Annotated in this window: 17 protein-coding genes; 9 read left to right on the top strand and 8 right to left on the bottom strand. The window is 70.1% G+C overall.

The window, feature by feature from the left end; all coding sequences use genetic code 11:
* Positions 1–9 precede the first annotated feature (9 nt).
* The 4 genes from AB0N89_RS06810 to AB0N89_RS06795 are packed head-to-tail and all read right to left on the bottom strand — an operon-like array spanning position 10 to position 4,539.
* The gene (locus AB0N89_RS06810; RefSeq protein WP_364200955.1) at positions 10–1,002 is read right to left on the bottom strand and encodes an ABC transporter permease; all 993 of its coding nucleotides are present in this window, start codon (positions 1,000–1,002) and stop codon (positions 10–12) included.
* A complete protein-coding gene (locus AB0N89_RS06805) occupies positions 999–1,955 on the bottom strand; it encodes an ABC transporter permease (protein ID WP_364200953.1) in 957 nt (318 codons plus the stop codon). Before AB0N89_RS06805 ends, AB0N89_RS06810 begins: the two co-directional genes overlap by 4 nt.
* A 38-nt stretch (positions 1,956–1,993) precedes the next feature.
* Positions 1,994–3,466 carry a sugar ABC transporter ATP-binding protein gene (locus tag AB0N89_RS06800; protein ID WP_364200951.1) on the bottom strand — a complete coding sequence of 491 codons (1,473 nt, stop codon included), beginning with the start codon at positions 3,464–3,466 and terminating at the stop codon, positions 1,994–1,996.
* A 2-nt stretch (positions 3,467–3,468) separates the two neighbouring features.
* Entirely contained in the window at positions 3,469–4,539 is a 1,071-nt protein-coding gene (locus AB0N89_RS06795) for an ABC transporter substrate-binding protein (protein WP_364200949.1), read from the bottom strand.
* A gap of 160 nt (positions 4,540–4,699) precedes the next feature.
* Between AB0N89_RS06795 and AB0N89_RS06790 the strand changes: the two genes are divergently transcribed.
* The 5 genes from AB0N89_RS06790 (at position 4,700) to AB0N89_RS06770 (ending at position 9,329) form a co-directional block, all read left to right on the top strand.
* Positions 4,700–5,698 (top strand): LacI family DNA-binding transcriptional regulator, encoded by a 999-nt coding sequence (locus AB0N89_RS06790; RefSeq protein ID WP_364200947.1) that lies wholly within the window; start codon positions 4,700–4,702, stop codon positions 5,696–5,698.
* 56 nt (positions 5,699–5,754) lie between these two features.
* A complete protein-coding gene (locus AB0N89_RS06785; RefSeq protein WP_364200945.1) occupies positions 5,755–6,858 on the top strand; it encodes a sensor histidine kinase in 1,104 nt (367 codons plus the stop codon).
* The gene (locus tag AB0N89_RS06780) at positions 6,855–7,502 is read left to right on the top strand and encodes a response regulator transcription factor (protein WP_364200943.1); all 648 of its coding nucleotides are present in this window, start codon (positions 6,855–6,857) and stop codon (positions 7,500–7,502) included. Before AB0N89_RS06785 ends, AB0N89_RS06780 begins: the two co-directional genes overlap by 4 nt.
* 98 nt (positions 7,503–7,600) lie before the next feature.
* On the top strand, positions 7,601–8,002 hold the full coding sequence (locus tag AB0N89_RS06775; RefSeq protein ID WP_364200941.1) for a hypothetical protein: 402 nt from the start codon (positions 7,601–7,603) through the stop codon (positions 8,000–8,002).
* A gap of 1 nt (position 8,003) precedes the next feature.
* A complete protein-coding gene (locus AB0N89_RS06770) occupies positions 8,004–9,329 on the top strand; it encodes a DJ-1/PfpI family protein (RefSeq protein ID WP_364200939.1) in 1,326 nt (441 codons plus the stop codon).
* On the opposite strand, the gene AB0N89_RS06765 is transcribed toward AB0N89_RS06770, so the two are convergent.
* Positions 9,311–10,060, bottom strand: coding sequence for a hypothetical protein (locus AB0N89_RS06765; RefSeq protein WP_364200937.1), 750 nt, complete (start codon positions 10,058–10,060; stop codon positions 9,311–9,313). The two genes, AB0N89_RS06770 and AB0N89_RS06765, sit on opposite strands and share 19 nt — an antisense overlap.
* Positions 10,057–11,025, bottom strand: a complete 969-nt coding sequence (locus AB0N89_RS06760; RefSeq protein WP_364200935.1) for a nitroreductase — start codon at positions 11,023–11,025, stop codon at positions 10,057–10,059. The genes AB0N89_RS06765 and AB0N89_RS06760 overlap by 4 nt, the downstream gene beginning before the upstream one ends.
* Before the next feature lie 247 nt (positions 11,026–11,272).
* Here AB0N89_RS06760 and AB0N89_RS06755 point away from each other — a divergent pair, with 247 nt between their 5' ends.
* The gene (locus tag AB0N89_RS06755) at positions 11,273–12,040 is read left to right on the top strand and encodes a DUF1206 domain-containing protein (protein WP_364200933.1); all 768 of its coding nucleotides are present in this window, start codon (positions 11,273–11,275) and stop codon (positions 12,038–12,040) included.
* A gap of 51 nt (positions 12,041–12,091) precedes the next feature.
* Entirely contained in the window at positions 12,092–13,441 is a 1,350-nt protein-coding gene (locus AB0N89_RS06750; RefSeq protein WP_364200931.1) for a DUF2252 domain-containing protein, read from the top strand.
* A gap of 18 nt (positions 13,442–13,459) precedes the next feature.
* Here the strand turns inward: AB0N89_RS06750 and AB0N89_RS06745 are convergent, their stop codons facing one another.
* On the bottom strand, positions 13,460–16,030 hold the full coding sequence (locus tag AB0N89_RS06745; RefSeq protein ID WP_364200929.1) for an ABC transporter permease: 2,571 nt from the start codon (positions 16,028–16,030) through the stop codon (positions 13,460–13,462).
* A gap of 4 nt (positions 16,031–16,034) precedes the next feature.
* Positions 16,035–16,775, bottom strand: coding sequence for an ABC transporter ATP-binding protein (locus AB0N89_RS06740; protein WP_364201180.1), 741 nt, complete (start codon positions 16,773–16,775; stop codon positions 16,035–16,037).
* 312 nt (positions 16,776–17,087) lie between these two features.
* On the opposite strand from AB0N89_RS06740, the gene AB0N89_RS06735 reads away from it, so the two are divergent.
* Entirely contained in the window at positions 17,088–18,287 is a 1,200-nt protein-coding gene (locus AB0N89_RS06735; protein ID WP_364200927.1) for a sensor domain-containing protein, read from the top strand.
* On the top strand, positions 18,275–18,922 hold the full coding sequence (locus AB0N89_RS06730) for a response regulator transcription factor (RefSeq protein WP_364200925.1): 648 nt from the start codon (positions 18,275–18,277) through the stop codon (positions 18,920–18,922). Before AB0N89_RS06735 ends, AB0N89_RS06730 begins: the two co-directional genes overlap by 13 nt.
* The last annotated feature ends 4 nt before the right edge of the window (positions 18,923–18,926 follow it).

The raw sequence follows: 18,926 nt of genomic DNA, 5'->3' as shown, positions 1-18,926 counted from the left end.
GCGATCTCCCTATCTCCGGGCGGTCGTACGGGCCAATGACCGTTGCAGCACAACGACCACCAAGAGGAACGCACCGCTGACCACCGACTGGTAGTTGCTGTCGAGGGTTCCTATCTGGTTGATGACGTTCTGGATCACCGTTCGGATGCCCACCCCGATGACCGTTCCGAGAATCGTGCCCATCCCGCCGGTCAGCAGGGTGCCTCCGATGACGACGACGGAGATGGCGTCCAGTTCGAGGCCGACCCCGATCACCGTGACGCCGGATTGCAGGTAGGCCGCGGTGAGCGCGCCCGCGAGCCCGGAAAGGACACCGCTCATCACGTAGACGGTGACCTTGGTGCGCGCCACCGGCAGTCCCATCAGCTTCGCGGACTGCTCCGCGCCGCCGGTGGCGAACACCGACTGCCCGAACCGGGTCCGCCGCAGCAGGAGCCCGCCGACCAGGCACAGCGCCGCGGCGATGAACACCGGATAGCCGAACCCGAAGAGCGTGCCGCGACCGAGTTCGACGAACGCCTCGCCTTCGGGGATCTTGTACGTCGTCGCACCCTCGGTGGTGATCGCGAGCAGCAACCCGCGGGCGAACAGCAGCGACGCCAGCGTGACGATGAACGGCGCCATCCCGGTCTTCGCGACCAGCAGGCCGTTGATCAGGCCGATCAGCCCGCACACCGCCAACGGCAGCAGCAACGCGACGAGGAAGCCCCATTGCGACCCGTACGCGGCGAGGACCCCGCCGAGCGCGTAGACCGAGCCCACCGACAGGTCGATCCCGCCGGTGATGATCACGAACGTCATCCCGAGCGCGATGATCGCGAGGAACGAGCTCTGCAAGGCGATGTCGCGCAGATTGTCCAGGCTGCCGAAGCGCGGGAACAGCAGCCACGCGACGGCGACCATGAGCACCAGCGCGATCGCCGCGCCTTGTTTCTGCAGGACCCCGGCCATCAGCTCGCGCCGGGTGGAGTCCTGGGCGGCCATCGTGGGCGCCGCGGTCATCGGCTGCTCCGTTCCCGTGCGACGTACACCGCGCCGACGATGATCGCGGCCTGGATCATCTGCGCGGTCGAATCCGGCAGGTTGTGCTTGATGAGCGTGGCGCGGACGAGCTGCATGAGCAGGACACCCATCACCGTGCCGAGGATGCGGACGCGTCCGCCGGTCAGCGGGGTGCCGCCGACCACGACCGCGGTGATCGCGGACAGTTCCATCAGCAACCCGGCGTCCGCGGGGTCGCCGGCGCCGAGCCGGGCGGTGGAGAGCACCCCGGCCAGAGCGGCGAGCACGCCGCAGATCGCGTAGACGCCGATGAGGACGCGGTTGACCGGCAGTCCGGCGAGCACGCTGGCCCGGCGGTTGCCGCCGATCGCGACCAGCCGCCTGCCGAACGCCGTCTTCCCGACCAGTGCCGCCATGAGCACGGCCAGCACGGCCGCGATGAGCACGCTCACCGGGATCCCGAGCACCTCGCCGTTGCCCAGCGCCAGGAAGTCCGGATCGTGCAGCTGGACGAGCTGGCCGTCGGCGAGCACCAGCGCCAGCCCGCGCCCGCCGACGAGCAAGGCCAGGGTCGCCACGATCGGCTGGATCCCGATCCTGGCCACGAGGACACCGTTCAACGTCCCTGCGGCCAGCCCGGCCACGAGCGCGATGGCGACCGCGGGCAGCGTTCCGGCGCCGAGGTACAGCGGGATGATCGCCGCCGACAGCGCCATCACCGCGCCCACCGACAGGTCGACGCCCTCGGTCCCGATGACCAGCGCCATCCCGAGCGCGACCACCAGTACCGGCGCCGCCTGGATGAGCTGGGTCCGGAAGTTGCCGACGGTCAGGAAGTTCGCGGTGAACGCGATGTTGAACAGCACGAGCGCGACGACGGCGACGTACACGCCGTACTCCTGCAGCCACCGCGCCACCTTGGTCCGGTCCACCGTTTTCGCCGTGTCCGTCATGGTGGTTCCCGGTTCCTCCGTTCTCCGCTGGGTGCTGGTCATTCCGCGCCGCCCGAGGCGATCGCGGCGAGCACGTGGTCCTGGGTCAGCCGGTCCCCCGCCAGTTCACCGACCACCGAGCCGTCCTTGAGCACGACCAGCCGGTCGGCGCCGTCGAGGAGTTCCTCCATCTCGGACGAGATGAGCAGGACCGCGAGCCCGTCCTTGGCGAGTTCGTCGATCAGCGCCTGCACCTCCGCCTTCGCGCCGACGTCGATGCCCCGGGTCGGCTCGTCGAGCAGGAGCACCTTCGGTTCGGTGCACAGCCAGCGGGCCAGCAGCACCTTCTGCTGATTTCCGCCGGAGAGTTCGGCGACCTTCTGATCGGGGCTGGACACCTTGATCCGCAGGCGTTTCACGAACGTGTCGACGATCCTGTCCTGGCGGGCACGGCTGACCAGCCCGAACCGGGACAGCTTCGGCAACGCGGCGAGCACGATGTTCTCCCGTACCGAAAGATGCGGGATGATCCCTTCGGTCTTGCGGTCCTCCGCGAGCATGCTGACCCCCGCGCGCATCGCGGCGGCCACATTCCCTTGCGGCACTTGCTTCCCGCCGACGAGGACGGTGCCGCCAGACAACGACAGGTCGCCGACGATCGCCCGTGCGGTCTCGGTCCGGCCGGAGCCGAGCAGTCCGGCCAGGCCGACGATCTCGCCGGGCCGGATGTCGACCGAGACCCCGCTCAGCCGGTTGCCGCTGGTGAGGTTCTCCGCGCGCAGCACCGGTTCCCGGCCCGCCTCGTGATCGCCCTCGAAGGCCGTCGCGCCGTGCGACCGGATGTCGCCGACACTGCGGCCGAGCATCATCGACACCAGGTCCAGGCGCGGCAGGTCGGCGAGCGGTCCGGTGTGGACCCGCTTGCCGTCCCGCAGCACCGTCACCCGTTCGCAGATCCGGTACAGCTCGTCCATCCGGTGACTCACGTACACGATCGCGATCCCGCGTTCGTGCAGCCTGCCGATGACCTCGAACAGCGTCTCGACCTCACGCGGCTCCAGCGAGGACGTCGGCTCGTCCATGATCACGACGTCGGCGTCGACCGACACCGCACGGGCGAGCGCGACCATCTGCTGCGCGCCGACGCCCAGTGTCCCGAGTGGACGGCGGACGTCGGCTTCGATGCCGTAGTCCGCCAGCAGGGCCGCCGCGTCGGAGTTCATCCGCGCCCAGTCGACCAGCCCGAACCGCTTCCTCGGCTCACGGCCGAGGTACACGTTGCTCGCCACGCTCATCAGCGGGATGAGGTTGACCTCCTGATAGATCGTGGAGATCGCGCCCCGCGCGTGGATCGTGCCGGAATCCGGCTTGTGCACGCCGGTGAGCACCTTGATCAGCGTCGACTTGCCGGCGCCGTTCTCGCCCACCAGCGCGTGCACCTCGCCCGGCCGCAGCGCGAACGACACGTCGTCGAGCGCGCGCACCCCGGCGAACGTCTTCGTCACGCCTTCGACCTCGAGAACCGGTTCCATCGTCAGTACGCGTTCCCGAGCTTCTGCGCGGCGTTCGCAGAGTCGTACTGGTCGTCGGAGATGACCACGGTCGGCGGGATCTCCTTGCCGGCGGCGAAGTCTTGCAGCGTGGAGAAGGCGAGCGGGCCGAAGCGCGGGTTGGACTCGATGACCGCGTTGTAGCTGCCGTCGGCGATGAGCTGGACGGCGTTGCGTGTGCCGTCGATCGAGACGATCTTGACGTCCTTGCCCGGCGTCTTGCCCGCGGCCTTCAGCGCGGTGACCGCGCCGATGCCCATCTCGTCGTTCTCGGCGTAGACGGCGGTGATCTCGGGGTTGCTCTGGATGAGCTGCTCCATGACCGCCTGGCCCTTGGACCGGTCGAACTCACCGGTCTGCTCGGCGACGATCTGGACGCCCGCGGTACCGGCGATCTCGTCCTTGAAACCCTTGGTGCGGTCGGTGGTCACGTTGTTGCCGGACGCGCCGAGCAGGATCGCGACCTTGCCGGTGCCGCCGGTCGCCTTCACCATCTCCTGCGCCGCGCGCTTGCCCTGCTCGACGAAGTTGGAGCCGATGAAGGTCAGGTAGTCGGAGCACGGCTGCGACGTCACCTTGCGGTCGATCGTGATGACCGGGACCTTCTTGGCCTTCGCCGCGTCGAGGGCGGGCTGGAGGCCGTCGGAGTTCAGCGGCGCGACGATGAGCAGCTGCGCGCCCCGGTCCAGCAACGACTTGATGTCGCTGACCTGCTTGTTGAGATCGCTCTGCGCGTTGGTGACCAGGAGTTTGTCCGCCGGGACACCGAGTTTCGCCGCTTCGTCCTTGATGGACTGCGTCTCGGCGATCCGGAACGGGTTCGCCTCCTTCTCCGACTGGGAGAAGCCGACGACCGCGTTCTTCACGTCCACCTGCGGGTAGCCGGTCTTCTCGCGGGCGCATCCCGGTCCGGCGGCGGCCTGGCTCGGCGCCGCCGAAGCGGCCGGTCCCGCGCCCGACGGGGCGGATTGCTGGGTCTCACGGCTGGTGCAGGCCGTCAGCGCGAGCGCGAGGCCGGTCACCAGGAGCAGGGTGCGGCGGATGGGCAGGGACATCGATCGCTCCTCGGGGAAGTCGAGCACACGGGTCTGCGGTGACCCATGTCACTCATAGGGACGATGCCAGATTTACATCGTTGGTACAACGTTGTAAATCCGCCGTTCGCGGGGCTAGGCTGTGCCGAATCTGTGCCGGACCATGCAGAGGGGAGCGAGGGTGGCCACGCTCAAGGACGTCGCCAAGATCGCGGGCGTCTCCGTCAAGACCGTGTCGAACGTGGTCAACGGCTACGACTTCGTGAAGCCGGAGAATCGCAAACGCGTCGAGGAGGCACTGGCGTCGACCGGCTACCGGCCCAATCTCGGCGCCCGCAACCTCCGTCGCGGGCGCACCGGGTTCCTCGGGCTGATGCTGCCCGAGCTCAGCATCCCGTACTTCGGCGAGCTGGCGGGCCTGGTGCTGCAGGCGGCGCAGGAGCACGAGTGGAACGTGCTCATCGAGCAGACGCTCGGCACCCGGGAGCGGGAGCGCAACACACTGTCCGCGCTGGGCCCGCATCTCATCGACGGCGCGATCATCAGCCCGGAAGCGTTGCACACCAACGACTTCGAGGACCTCGCGCCGGGTGTGCCGCTGGTGATGCTCGGCGAGCACGTCGTCGACGTCCCGATAGACCACGTCGGCATCGACAACGTCCAGGCCGCCCGGATCGCGGTGCGGCACCTGATCTCGCTGGGCAGGCGGCGGATCGCGGCGATCGGCGCGCATCCGCAGCGCCACACCGCCGCGCAACGACTCGACGGGTACCACTCGGCGCTCGAAGAGGCGGGGCTCGCGCCGATTCCGGAACTGGTCCTGCCCGCGTTGCGCTACCACCGCGCCAACGGCGCCGAGGCCATGGCGCACCTGCTCGCGTTGCCGGAGCCGCCCGACGCGGTCTTCTGTTTCAACGACCTTCTCGCCATCGGCGCCCTTCGCGCCGCGGCCGAACGCGGTGTCCAGGTGCCGTCGGACATGGCGATCGTCGGTTTCGACAACAACGAGGAGAGCGCGTACAGCCTCCCGTCGCTGACGACGATCGCACCGGACAAGGCGGCGATCGCGCGGACGGCGGTCGATCTGCTGCGGCGGCGCATCGCGGGCGGGACCGACCTGGCGCCCGAGGACGTCCAGACCCCCTTCTCGCTCGAAATCCGGAACAGCACGGTCGCCTGACAACGCGAGTAGGTGACTACTTGCGGGAGTTGTACGGAGTCGAGCATTGTGTGTCCGTGAACCGGGCCCTGGCCGTGCTGACCCTCGTCGCGTACGTGACGTTGCCCCTCGGCTCGGCCAAATACGAGACGCTCGTGCTGCCGACGCTCCTCGCCGGGCTGGTCTACGCGGCGATCGCGATCGTCGGCTTCCCCTGGGTCCAGAAACACGGACCCCCGTGGGCGATCGCGTACGTCTGCGTTCAGTTACCGCTCGGCTTCACGCTGTTCTCGCTTTCGGGCGCCGCTGTCGGGGCCGTCCTGCTTCTCGTGGTCCTCGTCTGCCACACCGTCTTGCTGCTGCAGGTCCGCGTGGCGTTCGGGGTCGCGGTGCTGATCCCGCTGATCCACCTGCCGATGGCGCCGATGGACGGCCTCCGCGAGGGGCTCGGGACGCTGGCGGTCATGGTGTTCGCCGCCGTGGTGACCGAACTGGTCGTCCGGGAGAAGCGGGCGCGGGAGGAACTCGCCGAGGCGCACGAACGTCTTCGCGATCACGCCGCGCAGGCCGAGCAACTCGCGACGATCCAGGAGCGCAACCGGCTCGCGCGCGACATCCACGACGGGCTCGGTCATCACCTCACGGTGGTGCAGATGATGTTGCAGGCCGCCCGCGCGGTGATCGGCACCGGCGACACGGAACGCGCCGACGGGATGCTCGCCAAGGCACAGGACCAGTCGCGCGAGGCGCTCGCCGAGGTCCGCCGGTCGGTGTCGGCGTTGCGGGAGCCGCGCTCCGAACCACTCGCGGACGCGTTGCGCGCCTTGGCGGAAGAGGCGTCGGCCGCAGGCGTGCCGACCGGGCTGGAGGTCAAGGGCACGGCACGGGACACCCGCGCCGAGGTCGAGGAGTCGCTGTTCCGGGCGGCGCAAGAAGGGCTGACCAACGTGCGCAAGCACGCGCGGGCCCAGGCCGCGACCGTGGTGCTCGACTACGACGGCGCCGACCGGGTCCGGCTCGAAGTCCGCGACGACGGCCTCGGACTCGCCGGGGATTCCCCGTCGGACAAGGGTTTCGGGCTCGTGGGGCTCCGCGAGCGGGTCGCCGGTCTCGGCGGCCGGGTCTCGATCGACTCGGCGGAAGGCCACGGCCTGACGCTCACCGTGGAGGTGCCGGGATGAGTGTCCGCGTCCTGATCGTCGACGACCAGGCGTTGTTCCGCGAGGCGTTGGCGACCTTGCTGGAGGTCCAGCCGGAGATCGAAGTCGTCGGCGAGGCGGCCGACGGCGAGCAGGCCGTCCGGCTCTGCGCCGAACTCCGTCCCGACGTCGCGCTGATGGACCTGCGGATGCCGGTGCTGGACGGGATCGCGGCCACCACCCGGCTCCGGGCCGAGCAACCCGGCGTGCAAGTGCTGGCGCTGACCACGTTCGACGACGACGAGGACGTTTTCGCCGCGCTACGGGCGGGCGCCGTCGGCTACCTGCTCAAGGACGTCTCGTCGACAAGGCTGGTGGAAGCGCTGGTCGCGGCCAAGCGGGGCGAGTCGGTGTTGCAGCCGTCTGTGGCGGCGAAGCTCGTCGCGAGGGTCGCGCGGCTGCCGGCCGAGACACCCCGGGCCCAGCCTCTGATGACGCCGCTTTCGGAGCGGGAACTGGAGGTGGTCCGGCTCTTGTCGGACGGCCGCAGCAATCGCGAGATCGCCAAGACGCTGTTCCTCGCCGAGGGCACGGTGAAGAACCTCGTGACGAGCGTCCTGTCCAAGCTCCAGGTGCGGGACCGGACCCAGGCCGCCCTGCGCGCGAGGGAACTCGGCCTGTTCTGACCGCGGTCACATGACCTCGCGCATGACTTCCGGCACCTGCCCTAGTGCCCTGCCCCGGCCGAACATTGCTCCCGTCGAACCGAACGAGGGAGCCGGAAATGCGCCACACGACAGAAGAACCGAAGACCCGCAACCGGGCCGTCCCGCACTTCGTCCGCCACGCGGTCGAGATGGTCCTCGCGATGGTCGCCGGGATGATCGTCCTCGAACCGGTCTGGTCGTTCGTGTGGCCGGATCTGGCGAAGAACGTGACCGCGAGCGCGCTGGTGATGGCCACGAACATGTCGCTCGGCATGGCCCTGTGGATGCGGATCCGGCGCCACGGCTGGGCTTCGATCGCGGAGATGTCGGCCGCGATGTACCTGCCCTATGTCCTCTTCCTGCCGTTCTTCTGGACCGGCCTCGTCTCCGGGATGACCTTGATGACCGCCGGGCACGTGCTGATGGTGCCCGCGATGCTCGCCGCCATGTTCCGCCGTCGCGCCGAGTACGGAGCCTGACATGCGTGCTTTCGTCCGTGTCACGCTGACCGTCCTGGCGTTCACCGTCGCCGCGCTGGCCTTGCCGCTCACCTTGGGCGGCATCACGCTCGGTGCCGGCTTCGAAAACCGCTACGCGGCGAGAACCGACGGGGTCGCGCCGCAACCGGTACGCCGGGCGCACGATCCCGCCAAACCCACCGCCGTGATCGTCGTGGGCAACCAGGGCGCCGTCGTCTCCGACACGCTCGTCCCGTACGAGATCCTCGCGGCGAGCGGCGCGTTCAACGTCTACACCGTCGCGCCGGAGGCCCGGCCGGTCACCCTGACCGGCGGGCTCGACCTGATCCCCGACCTGGGTTTCGCCGATCTCGACAGGCTGCTCTCCTCCGCCGCCCCCGACGTCGTGGTGGTGCCCGCCCTGCCGGACCTCGGTGAGCCGACCACGCGCCCGGTGACCGACTGGCTGAAGCAGCAGTCCTCGAAGGGCGCGCTCCTGATGAGCGTCTGCAACGGTTCGGGCGTCCTCGCTTCCGCCGGTCTCCTCGACGGGCGGAAAGCCACCGCGCACTGGATCCGCATCGGCGGTTTCGACGACGAGTTCCCCGCTGTGGAGTGGATTCGCGGCACCCGCTACGTCGACGACGGGAACATCGTGACCACGGCCGGGATCCTGTCGGGCATCGACGGGGCGCTGCGCGTGACCGAGCGGTTCGCCGGCACCGAAACCGCGCGGAAGGCCGCCGAAACGATCGGCTGGACCCATTACTCCCCCGGCGCCAGCCCGCCGATGACGCAGAACACCTTCGAGGCGGCGGACACCGTCGTCGGCTTCAACACCGCCTTCAAATGGGACAAGCCGATGCTGGGGATCCTGCTCACCACCGGGATCCGGGAGCTGGAACTCGCCGCGGTGTTCGACACCTACGGCCAGTCGCTGGCGGTCGAAACCACGGCGATCGGTCTCGACGGCTCGCCGATCCGGTCCCGGCACGGGCTGAGCTTCGCCCCGCGCGGCACGCCGGCTGCGCATGACCTCGACAGGCTGATCGTGCCCGGCGCCGACGCCGCCGCGAAGCACGCGGCCGATCGGTACTCCGCGCTCTCGCCCGTGTACCTGCACGCCAAGCCGGGATTCCCGTTCGACGCCGTGCTGGAAGACCTGGTCCGCACCACGGACGCCGCGACCACTCGATGGACGGCCAGGACACTGGAGTACCGGCCCGATCACCTCGCGCTCGACGGCGCGGCGTGGCCATGGACGATCGCGCTCCGGCCGTTCGGGCTGGCCGCCCTCGGGCTGCTCGCGGCGTTCGGGATCCGCGCCCTCTATCGCCGTCGCGCGTGATGGACGCCGACCGCCAGCTGCGGGATACCGGGCAGCCCGGCGAGCCCGAACAGCGAGACCCGGACCTTCGGCGGATCGAACGGCTCGGTGACGGTCGAGCACCGGAAGCCGGACTCGGTGACGAGCAGCCGGATCCGCTGCGCGACCTGTCCCGCCCGCACGAGGTGGTGGCGTGCCTCCGACTCGGTGGTGATCAGGAAGGCCGACCACGGATCGCCCGGTTCCTCGCCGGGTGGCGCGATCGTCCGGGCGATCGCGCCACCCACCTTCGGCAGGGAACGGATCTGACGCGGCGAAAGCGGCTTCACGCGGACGCCGTCGGCCGGTTCCTCGTCCACGCCGAGGATCGGCAGGCCGTGGGCCGAGTACGACGCGCGCCCGGACATCGCCCCGAACGAGGCGAGATCGCCGGCGTCGGGACGTTTCCGCGTGGCGGCGGTGATCCGGGCGATCCGCCGCGGATCGGCGTCGTCGTGCGAAAGCTCGGTTTCCGGCAGCCAGCCCAGCGCCCGCATCGAGACTTCGAGGTGGACGAGCAGCATGCCGCACGCGACGAGTCTTCCCCGGCTGTCGTCACCGGGCCGTTCGACCAGGTCGACGCCATCGCCCCGGACCTCCAGCGGCCATTCGCCACGCAGCCATCGGCGCGGCGCCCAGTGCGCCGCCCGCACCAGGATCCGCGTCTCTTCGGCCGTCCAGCGGTGCGCGCCGAGTACGGCGGCCGCGCTCACCGCCGGTCCTCCCCTGGTCTGGTCCGGATGACCGCGTCGACCGGGCGACGCGGCGTGGTGGAGCCCGGGAAGCCATAGCCCAGGCGGAAAACGACCTGCGGGTTCTCGCGCTCGCAGAGCAGTGACCGCAGGACGGCGTGAGCGGACGGGATTTCCATGGGCTGCGAGTAGAACGACGCGCTGAGGCCGAGCGAAGTCGCCGTCAGCAACGCCCGCTGCATCGCCCGCCCGGCGCGGATCTGCGCGAGCGGCCCGTCGGTCGGCGTCGTCAGCACCGCGACGACCGGATCGCGTTCGAACTCCCTCGCCTGGTCACTGGCCCCGCGATACCGGACCGGCAACAACCCGCCGGAGGGACGAGGCCCGCCCGCGTAGGCCGGGACACCGTCGCGGCTCCCGTTCTCCTTGGTCCACGCTCGTAGTTCCGCCTGGAAGTCTTCGTCGAGCGTCTGCAGGTGATCCGACCGCCGGATGAGCCCCGCGACGGCCTCCAGCAGCCCCACCTCGTCGAGCAGGACCAGCTTCGCGCCCTCTTCGCGGGCCGCCTGCCGCACCGCGTGCCGGAACCCGGCCGGGACCGGGGTCGAGGCGAACGGCCGGCGGTTGCTGTAGCGGGCGCGGATCGACGCCGCCAGGCGCTGCTCCCCCGCCGTCGCCCGGTGCCGGGCCCCGATGGCGACCCTGGCCAGCAGTTCCGGCCGGTCCCTCCGCGGCAGGAGCTCCACGTCGCAGGACCGCCCGGCGACGGCGATCGCGAGTTCGAGGTTCAGCAGCGCCGCTCCACAGGACAGCCGTGCCTCCCGCCGGTCCGGATCGCACACCTCGAGCACGCGGTCCTCGTCGAGGACGATGTCGATGACGTCCGGCCCGAGCTCGAAGAGCCACGGCTGGCTGTTGTGGGGCGAGGGCGCCCGGACGGCGGCCTCCAGGGCGGCGGTGACGACCGGTGTCTCGGTGAGGATCATCGCGGCTCCTAGCCGGAGAGGTCCCCTAAGACTGGCCTGCGGAAGCCGGGATCGGCAGTGGCCGTGGTCCTTTTCGGACCGGGACTTTCGGCCTCTCCCCGCCGGTGAACCTTCGACACCTTTCCCCCGCGGTCGGTCAGCGGCTCGCGGGCCGACCCGGAGCCTGGGTAGTGATCTGGCCGACAAAGCGGACACATTGCTCCGGCCGGGTCTGGTGGAACGCCGCTCATCCGGCGAGGATCGCCCGATGCGTGAGAGCAGGACGTTCGGCCTGATCGCCCGGGGCGGGCTCGTCTGCTACGCGCTCGTGCACCTGCTGGTCGCGTGGCTCGCGGCGCAGGTCGCCCTCGGTGACAAGGCGAAGGCGGACAAGGCCGGAGCGCTCCAGATGGTGGTCGCCGAAGGAGGCGCGTGGCTGCTCTGGCTCATCGCGGCGGGTCTCGCCGTGCTGGCGTCGTGGCAGCTCGGCGAGGCGATCACCGGACACCGGCACGTCAAGCCCCGGCGCCGTGCCGTGCGCAGGATCGTGAGCGGGATCGAGGTCGTGCTGTACGGGCTCGTCTCCTACAGCGCGGTGAAGATCGCCATCGCGGGCGCCGACGACGGCCAGACGTCCTTGGTCGCCGGGATCCTCGCGCGGCCGTACGGACCGGGGCTGGTGACCGTCATCGGGATCGGTGTCGTCGCGGTGGCGGTGTTCCTCGCACAGCGCGGAATCCGGAAGACCTTCGTGCGGGAGCTCGATTTCGGCGGCGCCTCCGGCCCGACCCGCACCACGACGATCCGGCTCGGGCAGGTCGGCTGGATCGCACTCTCCGTGGCGTACGGCACCGTCGGCGTGCTGACGGTCATCGCCGCCGTCACCTTCGATCCGGCGAAGGCGGGCGGACTCGACGCCGCCCTGAAGACTCTCTCCGCCCAGCCTTACGGCGGTCCGATGCTGCTCACGCTCGCGGCCGGGATCGCGGCTTTCGGTGTCTTCGCGCTCTTGGACGCGCGCTTCCGGAAAATCTGATCTGCCCGGCGAACCGACCTGTGGCACCGTGAAAGCCGTCTGGAGGTCGTGATGACAGGTGTGGTCGAGGGGATCCGCGAGCGGGGCGAGGACGACCGGCAAGCGAGGATCGTCGAGGTGCTGGTGGAGGCGTTCGACGACCTCATGCGCGCGGACGCCGACGCGTTCCGCCGCAAGTTCCGCAAGATGGCCGCCGCCCCGTTCGCCTTCTACCGGGGTTCGGCGTGCCTGTTCTACGCGGATATGGCGGATGAGGACGACCCGTGGGCGAACGACGAGACCAGCCGGGTGTGGATCCAGGGTGATCTCCACGCGGAGAATTTCGGCAGCTACATGGATTCTTCCGGGACGCTGGTGTTCGACGTCAACGACTTCGACGAGGCCTACCTCGGCTGCTTCACCTGGGATCTCAAACGGCTGGCGGCCAGTGTCGCGCTGCTGGCGTGGAGCAAGGCGATCTCGGACGACGACATCGAGACGCTGATCGGCACGTATCTGCGCGCGTACGTGAAGCAGGTCCGCGAGTACGCCGAGCGGCCCGGCGACGAGCTCGTCCGGCTCCAGCTCGACAGCACCGAAGGCGTGCTGCACGACGTCCTGCTCCGGGCCCGGCTCAAGACTCGGATCGACCTGCTCGACGAGCTGACCACCGTGGTGGACTACGACCGCAGGTTCCGCCACGGCCCCGGCGTCCGGGTCCTGGAGAAGGCCGAACACGAGAGCGTGCTCGCCGCCTTCGAGTCCTATTTGGACACCATCCCGGAGAACAAGCGGTTCGGCAGCATCAGCTACCGGGTCAAGGACATCGTCGGCCGGTCCGGGTTCGGCATCGGCTCGGCCGGGTTGCCCGCGTACAACATCCTCGTCGAAGGCCGGACCCAGGCGCTGGAGAACGACGTCGTCCTGTCGATGAAGCAAGGGAACGTCGCGGCGCCGAGCCGGATCGTGTCCGAGGAGAGCATCCGCGAGTACTTCACGAACGAGGGCCATCGCACCGCCGTCTCCCAGCGCGCGTTGCAGGCGCACGCGGATCCTTGGCTCGGCCACACGGAGATCGACGGGACCGGGTTCGTCGTCTCGGAGCTGTCGCCCTACGTCGACGACCTGGACTGGTCGGAGCTGACCGAGCCGTCGGAGATGCGGCCGGTCCTCGACTACCTGGGCCGCGCCACCGCGAAGATGCACTGTGTGTCCGATTCGGACTCCGAGCAGACGCTGGTCGATTTCCAGAGCGAAGAGGCCATCGCCGACGTCATCGGCGACCGCGAGGACGAGTTCGTCCGCGCGCTGACCGAGTTCGGGATGGCCTACGCCGAGCAGTCGCGGGAGGACCACCGGTTGTTCGTGGACGCCTTCCGCGGTGGGAAGATCCCCGCCGTCCGGCCGGCCGCCGAGGGCTGACCGGACGACGGGGGCACGCTACTCGCGGAGACCGATCGCCTCGATCGGCTTCGACCGCAGCGCCACCCTGGTGGCGAGCCCGAGCGACACCAGGCCGAGCAGGATCGCGCCGGCGATGACCCCGCCGAAGACGGCGAGGGTGCCCGACGGCAGCGGTGTCCCGCGCAGGCCGAGGTTCAGCAGCGTCAGCGGAATCGCCGCCACCACGGTCCCCAGCAGCGCCGCGACCCCGACAGTGGCCAGCGCTTCGAGGCGCATCATGCGCACCACCTGGCGTTTCGTCGTGCCGATCAGGCGCAGCAGGGCGAACTCCCGTGACCGCTGCGCCGTGCTCATCACCAGCGTGTTGGCCACCGAGATCACGACGTAGCCGAGGATCACGCCGACCGCGACCAGGTTCACGTAGAACTGGGCCTGCTGCTGGCCGCCGCCGGGTGCGGCGATCGCCGATCCCGGTGTCACGACCAGGCCCGGGTAGCGGGCGGAGAGGTCGCGCAGCGCGGCGGTCACGGTCGCGGGATCCGCGTCGGGCTGCTGCCGCACCAGCACCGAATCGTCCATCCGGTCGCCGGTGTGCGCCCTGGCCAGGTCCGCGGGCAGCACGTAGCGGCCGAAAGCCTGGTCGCGGGTGTAGGTGGCGACCAGCCGCAGCTTCGCCGGAGTGCCGTCACCGAAGTAGAACTCGACCTCGTCCCCGACCTTCTTCTCGTACCACTCGGCTTCCGATTCGCTCATCGCCACGGTGTTCCCGGTCAGGTCGGCGATCTTGCCCGACACGACGCCCAGGTCGAGGTTCCCGCGGATCTGCGCGCCGTCCAGCCCCTGCGCCCCGTACTGCTCGACGCGCACCGTCTCCTGCTCCCGGACCGTGTTCAGCACGTCGGTGCGCACGACCGAGGTCGCGGCGGCGACGCCCGGGATCCGCCGAGCCGCCTCGGCGACCTCCGGGGACAGGCCGCCGGTGGTACTCGCCAGCACGTGGTCCGCGGTGGTGGACTCGACGGTCTCCTCCTGCCTGGCGGCGGCCGCGGAAGTCTGGGTGTAGAACATCGAGAGCGCGAAAGCGACCGCCAGCATCACCGGGGTCACCGCGGCGGCGAGGCGCCGCGCGTTGGCCTGGCTGTTCGCGGCGGCGAGGTAGCCGCTGATCCGGGACGTCCGGTTGAGCACCGGGGCGAGCAGCCGCGTCATGAACGCGACGACCTTCGGGCCGAGCACGGCCAGCCCGATCACGATGACCAGCGCCGACATCGACGAAGCGGCGAGCCCAGGTTCACCACGGACGAAGGCCGGGATCAGCGCGCCACCGAGACCGGCCGCCACCAGCGCGCAGCCGGCGATGACCCGCCCGCGGCCGAGCTCACTCCGCTCCACCGCCGCTTCGCCGAGGGCCTCGACCGGCCGGATCGACGACGGGCGCCGCGAAGCCGACCACGCGGCCAGCCGGGCGGTGCCCAGCCCGAGCAGCAACGCGACGACGAGCGGGATCGGCCCGACCGCCAGCTGGAAGTCCCGCGGGATCACCCCGATGGCCCCGAAAGCGTTCCTCAGCCCGAAACCGACCAGCACGCCGAGGCCGCTGCCCAGCACCCCGGCGACCACGGCGATCAGCGTGGTCTCGGCACCGATGAGCTTGCGGATCTGCTGGGGTGTCGCCGCGATCGCCCGCAGCAGGGCGAACTCCCGGCGGCGCTGATTGATGACCAGTGCCAGCGTGCTGGCCACGACGAACACCGCGATCATGAGCGCGAAGCCGCCGAACGAGCCCGCGAGCGCCATCAGCAGCATGCGCGTCTGGCTCACGTCGAGGAACTCGACCGTGCTGCGCTCGACCCCGGTCGTCACCGTCACCTTGTCGGTTCCCACCGCCTCGCGGATCCGGTCGGCGAGGCCATCCGGCGTGACACCGGGGTCCGCCAGAACACCGATCGCGTGCGCCTGCCCGGGTGTCCCGGCGAGTTCGACGGCCTTCTCCTGCGAGAAGAACACGGCGGACTGCCGGGCCAGGCCGTCACCCGATTTCGGGGCGGCGATCCCGGAGACCACGAAGTCCACCGGAGTCGACCGGACGGCGATCTTCACGTGCCCGCCGACGGTGGCCTTGCTCCGGGACGCCAGGTCCGCGTCGAGGACGACCTCGTCGGCGCCCTGGGGCGCCCGGCCTTCACGCATCGAGAACGGCGCCAGCGCGGCGGCGTCCCAGTTGTGCCCCAGCGACTGACCGCGTTCCGGCCCGTTCAGCGCCTGCCCGTCGGCCGTCACCACGTTCGCCGGGAAGCTCTGCTCCGTCACCACGCCGCGGACGCCCGGCACCGCGGTGATCACTCCGGCGAGCGTCACCGGCACCGAGGCCTGCTCCGCGACCTGCTTGCTGTCGAGCGGTCCGGCGCCGGGCGCGTCGACCGTCTGCTGCCCGCCGACGACGACCGCCGCGTCGGCGTAGCGCTGGGTCGGGACCCCCGCCCGCAGGCCGGATTCCATCAGGATGCCGCAGCCGGCGACCAGCGCCGTACCGCAGAGGATCGCGACGAACGCGCCGACGAAACCGCTCAACCGGGTCTTCGTCGTCTGCCATGCCAAATCCCACATTCCGTCACCACTCCCCGAGGTGGGTCATGCGCTCGGCGACCCGGTCGGGCGTCGGCTGCGGGAGGTGGCCCGCCAGCTTGCCGTCGGCGAGGAACAGCACGCCGTGCGCGGCCGAGGCCGCGACCGGGTCGTGCGTGACCATCAACACTGTCTGCCCCATGGTGTCCACAATGGAACGGAGCAGGTCGAGCACCTGGCGCGCGGTGCGCGTGTCCAGGGCCCCGGTCGGCTCGTCGGCGAGGACGACCTCCGGCCGGGTGACCAGCGCGCGGGCGATCGCGACCCGCTGCTGCTGGCCGCCGGACAGCTCCGACGGGCGGTGTTCGAGCCGCTTCGCGATCCCGACACCCTCGACGATCTCGCGCAGCCACTGCGGATCGGGCTTCTTCCCGGCCAACCGCATCGGCAAGGTGATGTTCTGCAGAACGTTGAGCGACGGCAACAGGTTGTACGCCTGGAAGACGAACCCGATCCGGGTCCTCCGCAGCTCGGTGAGCGCCTTCTCCCGCAGCCCGCTGAGCTCCGTGTCCCCCAGCAGCACCCGGCCCGAGCTCGGCTTGTCCAGCCCCGCCGCGCAGTGCAGGAAGGTGCTCTTGCCCGATCCCGACGGCCCCATCACCGCGGTGAACGTGCCCCTGCGCACCCCGACGGTCACCCCGTTCAACGCCGTGACCGCGCCGTCACCGGATCCGTAGACCTTGCTCACGGATTCCAGCGCCAAGGCGCACGCGCCCCCTGAATTCATCATTTCCCCTTATGCGGTGGTGATCTCTCTCGAAGAAATCTACGGTCGCCAGGGGCGCGGATCGATCCCGCGAGAGGGAAGACTCGTGGTAGCGCTGGCACCACCATGACGCCTGCCGGGGTTTGCTCGCGACGGCGGGAAGACGACGTGAGTAACAGCCCTTCCCAGGGTTCTCCGGAATCTCCAGCCGCGTCGAGGTGGACCACGCGAAACACGACCGCGCCGAGGAGTGATTCGCGACGTGTGCGCTCGGCCTCACAGGAGCAAGACCTGTGGCGATGCTGTCGTGGGCCGGATGCGAGACTGGGTGACGTGATCACCCGGCTCCGGTCCTGTTGGTCCGCGATCCGGTACCTGGCGGTCGGCGCGGCCTCTTCGATGCTCTCCTGGTTCGTCCTCGTCGGCATGCTGTTCGTGCTGCTGATGTGCCCGTTCGGCGTCGGGATCCCCGCGTTGCCGATCGCGCTGCGACTGATCCGGCGGCCCGTCGGCTTCGAACGCCGCCGGGCCGCCGGCCTGCTGAACGAGTCGATCCCCGAGCCGTACCGCTCCGGGAACCCGGTGACCGATCCGGCCTCGCGCCGGGACCTGGGATGGCTCGTCTTCCACGGCGCCACCGGTTTCCTCTTCGGGATCCTCGCCATCGGGCTGCCGCTCGGAGGTCTCCGGCAGATCGTCACGGCGTTCGTCTGGCAGACGGTGCCCGGCGGGATGGAAAGCTCACTCGGGTTCGTGGTGACGTCCTGGCCGCTGGCGGGGCTCAGCCTGATCAGCGGGGTGGGCCTGATCGCGCTCACCTTCCTGGCCCCCAAGGTGGCACGGTGGCAGGCTTCCGTCGCGCGCAAGCTGCTCTCGCCCGCTCCCGGTGTCGTGCTGACCGACCGCGTCGTCGAACTGGCCGCGTCCCGGGCCGCCGCGCTGGAGGCGCACGGCGCCGAACTCCGCCGTCTCGAACGGGATCTGCACGACGGGACACAGGCGAGGATCGCCGCGGTGGTGCTGCAACTGGGCATCGCCGACTCGATTTTCGAGCAGAATCCGCAAAAGGCCCGGGAGTTGCTGGGCAAGGCGCAGGACACCGCGACCGGCGCGCTGGCCGAACTGCGGACCGTCGTACGCAGTATCTACCCGCCGCTGCTGACCGACCGCGGCCTCGACGGCGCTGTCACCGCGCTGGCCGATCGCTGCCCGGTTCCGTGCACTGTGGACATTCGCAGCGACGACCGCCGTCCCGCCGCCGTCGAGGCGGCCGCCTACTTCGTCGTCGCCGAGATGCTGACCAACGTCACCAAGCATTCCGGCGCCGAGCACGCCTGGGTCACGCTCGACGGCGCCGCGGACACCCTTCTCATCGAAATCCGTGACGACGGCCACGGCGGCGCCGACGAATCCGGCGGCAGTGGCCTGTCCGGGATCCGCAAACGCGCCGAGGCGTTCGACGGGACCTTGAAGCTGACCAGCCCACAGGGTGGGCCGACCGTACTGAAAGTGGAGTTGCCATGCGGGTCGTGATCGTCGAGGACGACGCGCTGCTGCGCGAAGGCCTGGTGCTGCTGCTGAACACCTCGGGCATCGACGTCGTCGCGGCCGTGGACGACGTGGAGGCGTTCCTCGAACTGGTCGCCGAGGACCGGCCCGACGCGGTGATCACCGACGTCCGGCTGCCGCCGACCCACACCGACGAAGGTCTCCGCGCCGCCGTCAAGGCCCGGAAACTGCACCCCGGCCTGCCCGTGCTCGTGCTGTCGGCCCACGTCGAAACCGGGTACGCGGCGGAACTCCTGGCCGACGGCAAAGGCGCCGTCGGGTATCTGCTCAAGGAGCGGGTCGGGAAGGTCGAGAAGTTCCTCGACGCACTGGACCGGGTCGTCAAGGGCGGGACGGCCATGGACCCCGAGGTCATCACCCAGCTGATGGCGCACCGCCGGGCGACCGATCCGCTCGAAGGGCTGACCGCGCGGGAGCGCGAGGTGCTCGGGCTGATGGCCGAGGGCTACAACAACGCGACCATCGCGGAGCTGCTGGTGGTGAGCGACGGCGCGGTGCACAAGCACATCCGGAACATCTTCGCGAAGCTCGGGCTGCCGGAGGACAGCGGGCATCGGCGGGTTCTCGCGGTGCTGGCCTACTTGAGCGGGAAGAGCTGAGGCG

The sequence above is a fragment of the Amycolatopsis sp. NPDC089917 genome (assembly GCF_040684635.1).
Taxonomy (GTDB): Bacteria; Actinomycetota; Actinomycetes; order Mycobacteriales; family Pseudonocardiaceae; genus Amycolatopsis.
This window is presented reverse-complemented; position numbering and strand designations above follow the sequence as displayed.

Excerpts from the sequence above, each read along its gene's own strand:
- AB0N89_RS06805 (WP_364200953.1), bottom strand. The coding sequence starts at position 1,955 with ATGACGGACACGGCGAAAACGGTGGACCGGACCAAGGTGGCGCGGTGG.
- AB0N89_RS06760 (WP_364200935.1), bottom strand. The coding sequence starts at position 11,025 with ATGATCCTCACCGAGACACCGGTCGTCACCGCCGCCCTGGAGGCCGCC.
- AB0N89_RS06730 (WP_364200925.1), top strand. The coding sequence starts at position 18,275 with ATGCGGGTCGTGATCGTCGAGGACGACGCGCTGCTGCGCGAAGGCCTG.
- AB0N89_RS06780 (WP_364200943.1), top strand. The coding sequence starts at position 6,855 with ATGAGTGTCCGCGTCCTGATCGTCGACGACCAGGCGTTGTTCCGCGAG.
- AB0N89_RS06795 (WP_364200949.1), bottom strand. The coding sequence starts at position 4,539 with ATGTCCCTGCCCATCCGCCGCACCCTGCTCCTGGTGACCGGCCTCGCG.
- AB0N89_RS06770 (WP_364200939.1), top strand. The coding sequence starts at position 8,004 with ATGCGTGCTTTCGTCCGTGTCACGCTGACCGTCCTGGCGTTCACCGTC.
- AB0N89_RS06750 (WP_364200931.1), top strand. The coding sequence starts at position 12,092 with ATGACAGGTGTGGTCGAGGGGATCCGCGAGCGGGGCGAGGACGACCGG.
- AB0N89_RS06745 (WP_364200929.1), bottom strand. The coding sequence starts at position 16,030 with ATGTGGGATTTGGCATGGCAGACGACGAAGACCCGGTTGAGCGGTTTC.
- AB0N89_RS06810 (WP_364200955.1), bottom strand. The coding sequence starts at position 1,002 with ATGACCGCGGCGCCCACGATGGCCGCCCAGGACTCCACCCGGCGCGAG.
- AB0N89_RS06740 (WP_364201180.1), bottom strand. The coding sequence starts at position 16,775 with ATGAATTCAGGGGGCGCGTGCGCCTTGGCGCTGGAATCCGTGAGCAAG.
- AB0N89_RS06755 (WP_364200933.1), top strand. The coding sequence starts at position 11,273 with ATGCGTGAGAGCAGGACGTTCGGCCTGATCGCCCGGGGCGGGCTCGTC.
- AB0N89_RS06800 (WP_364200951.1), bottom strand. The coding sequence starts at position 3,466 with ATGGAACCGGTTCTCGAGGTCGAAGGCGTGACGAAGACGTTCGCCGGG.
- AB0N89_RS06775 (WP_364200941.1), top strand. The coding sequence starts at position 7,601 with ATGCGCCACACGACAGAAGAACCGAAGACCCGCAACCGGGCCGTCCCG.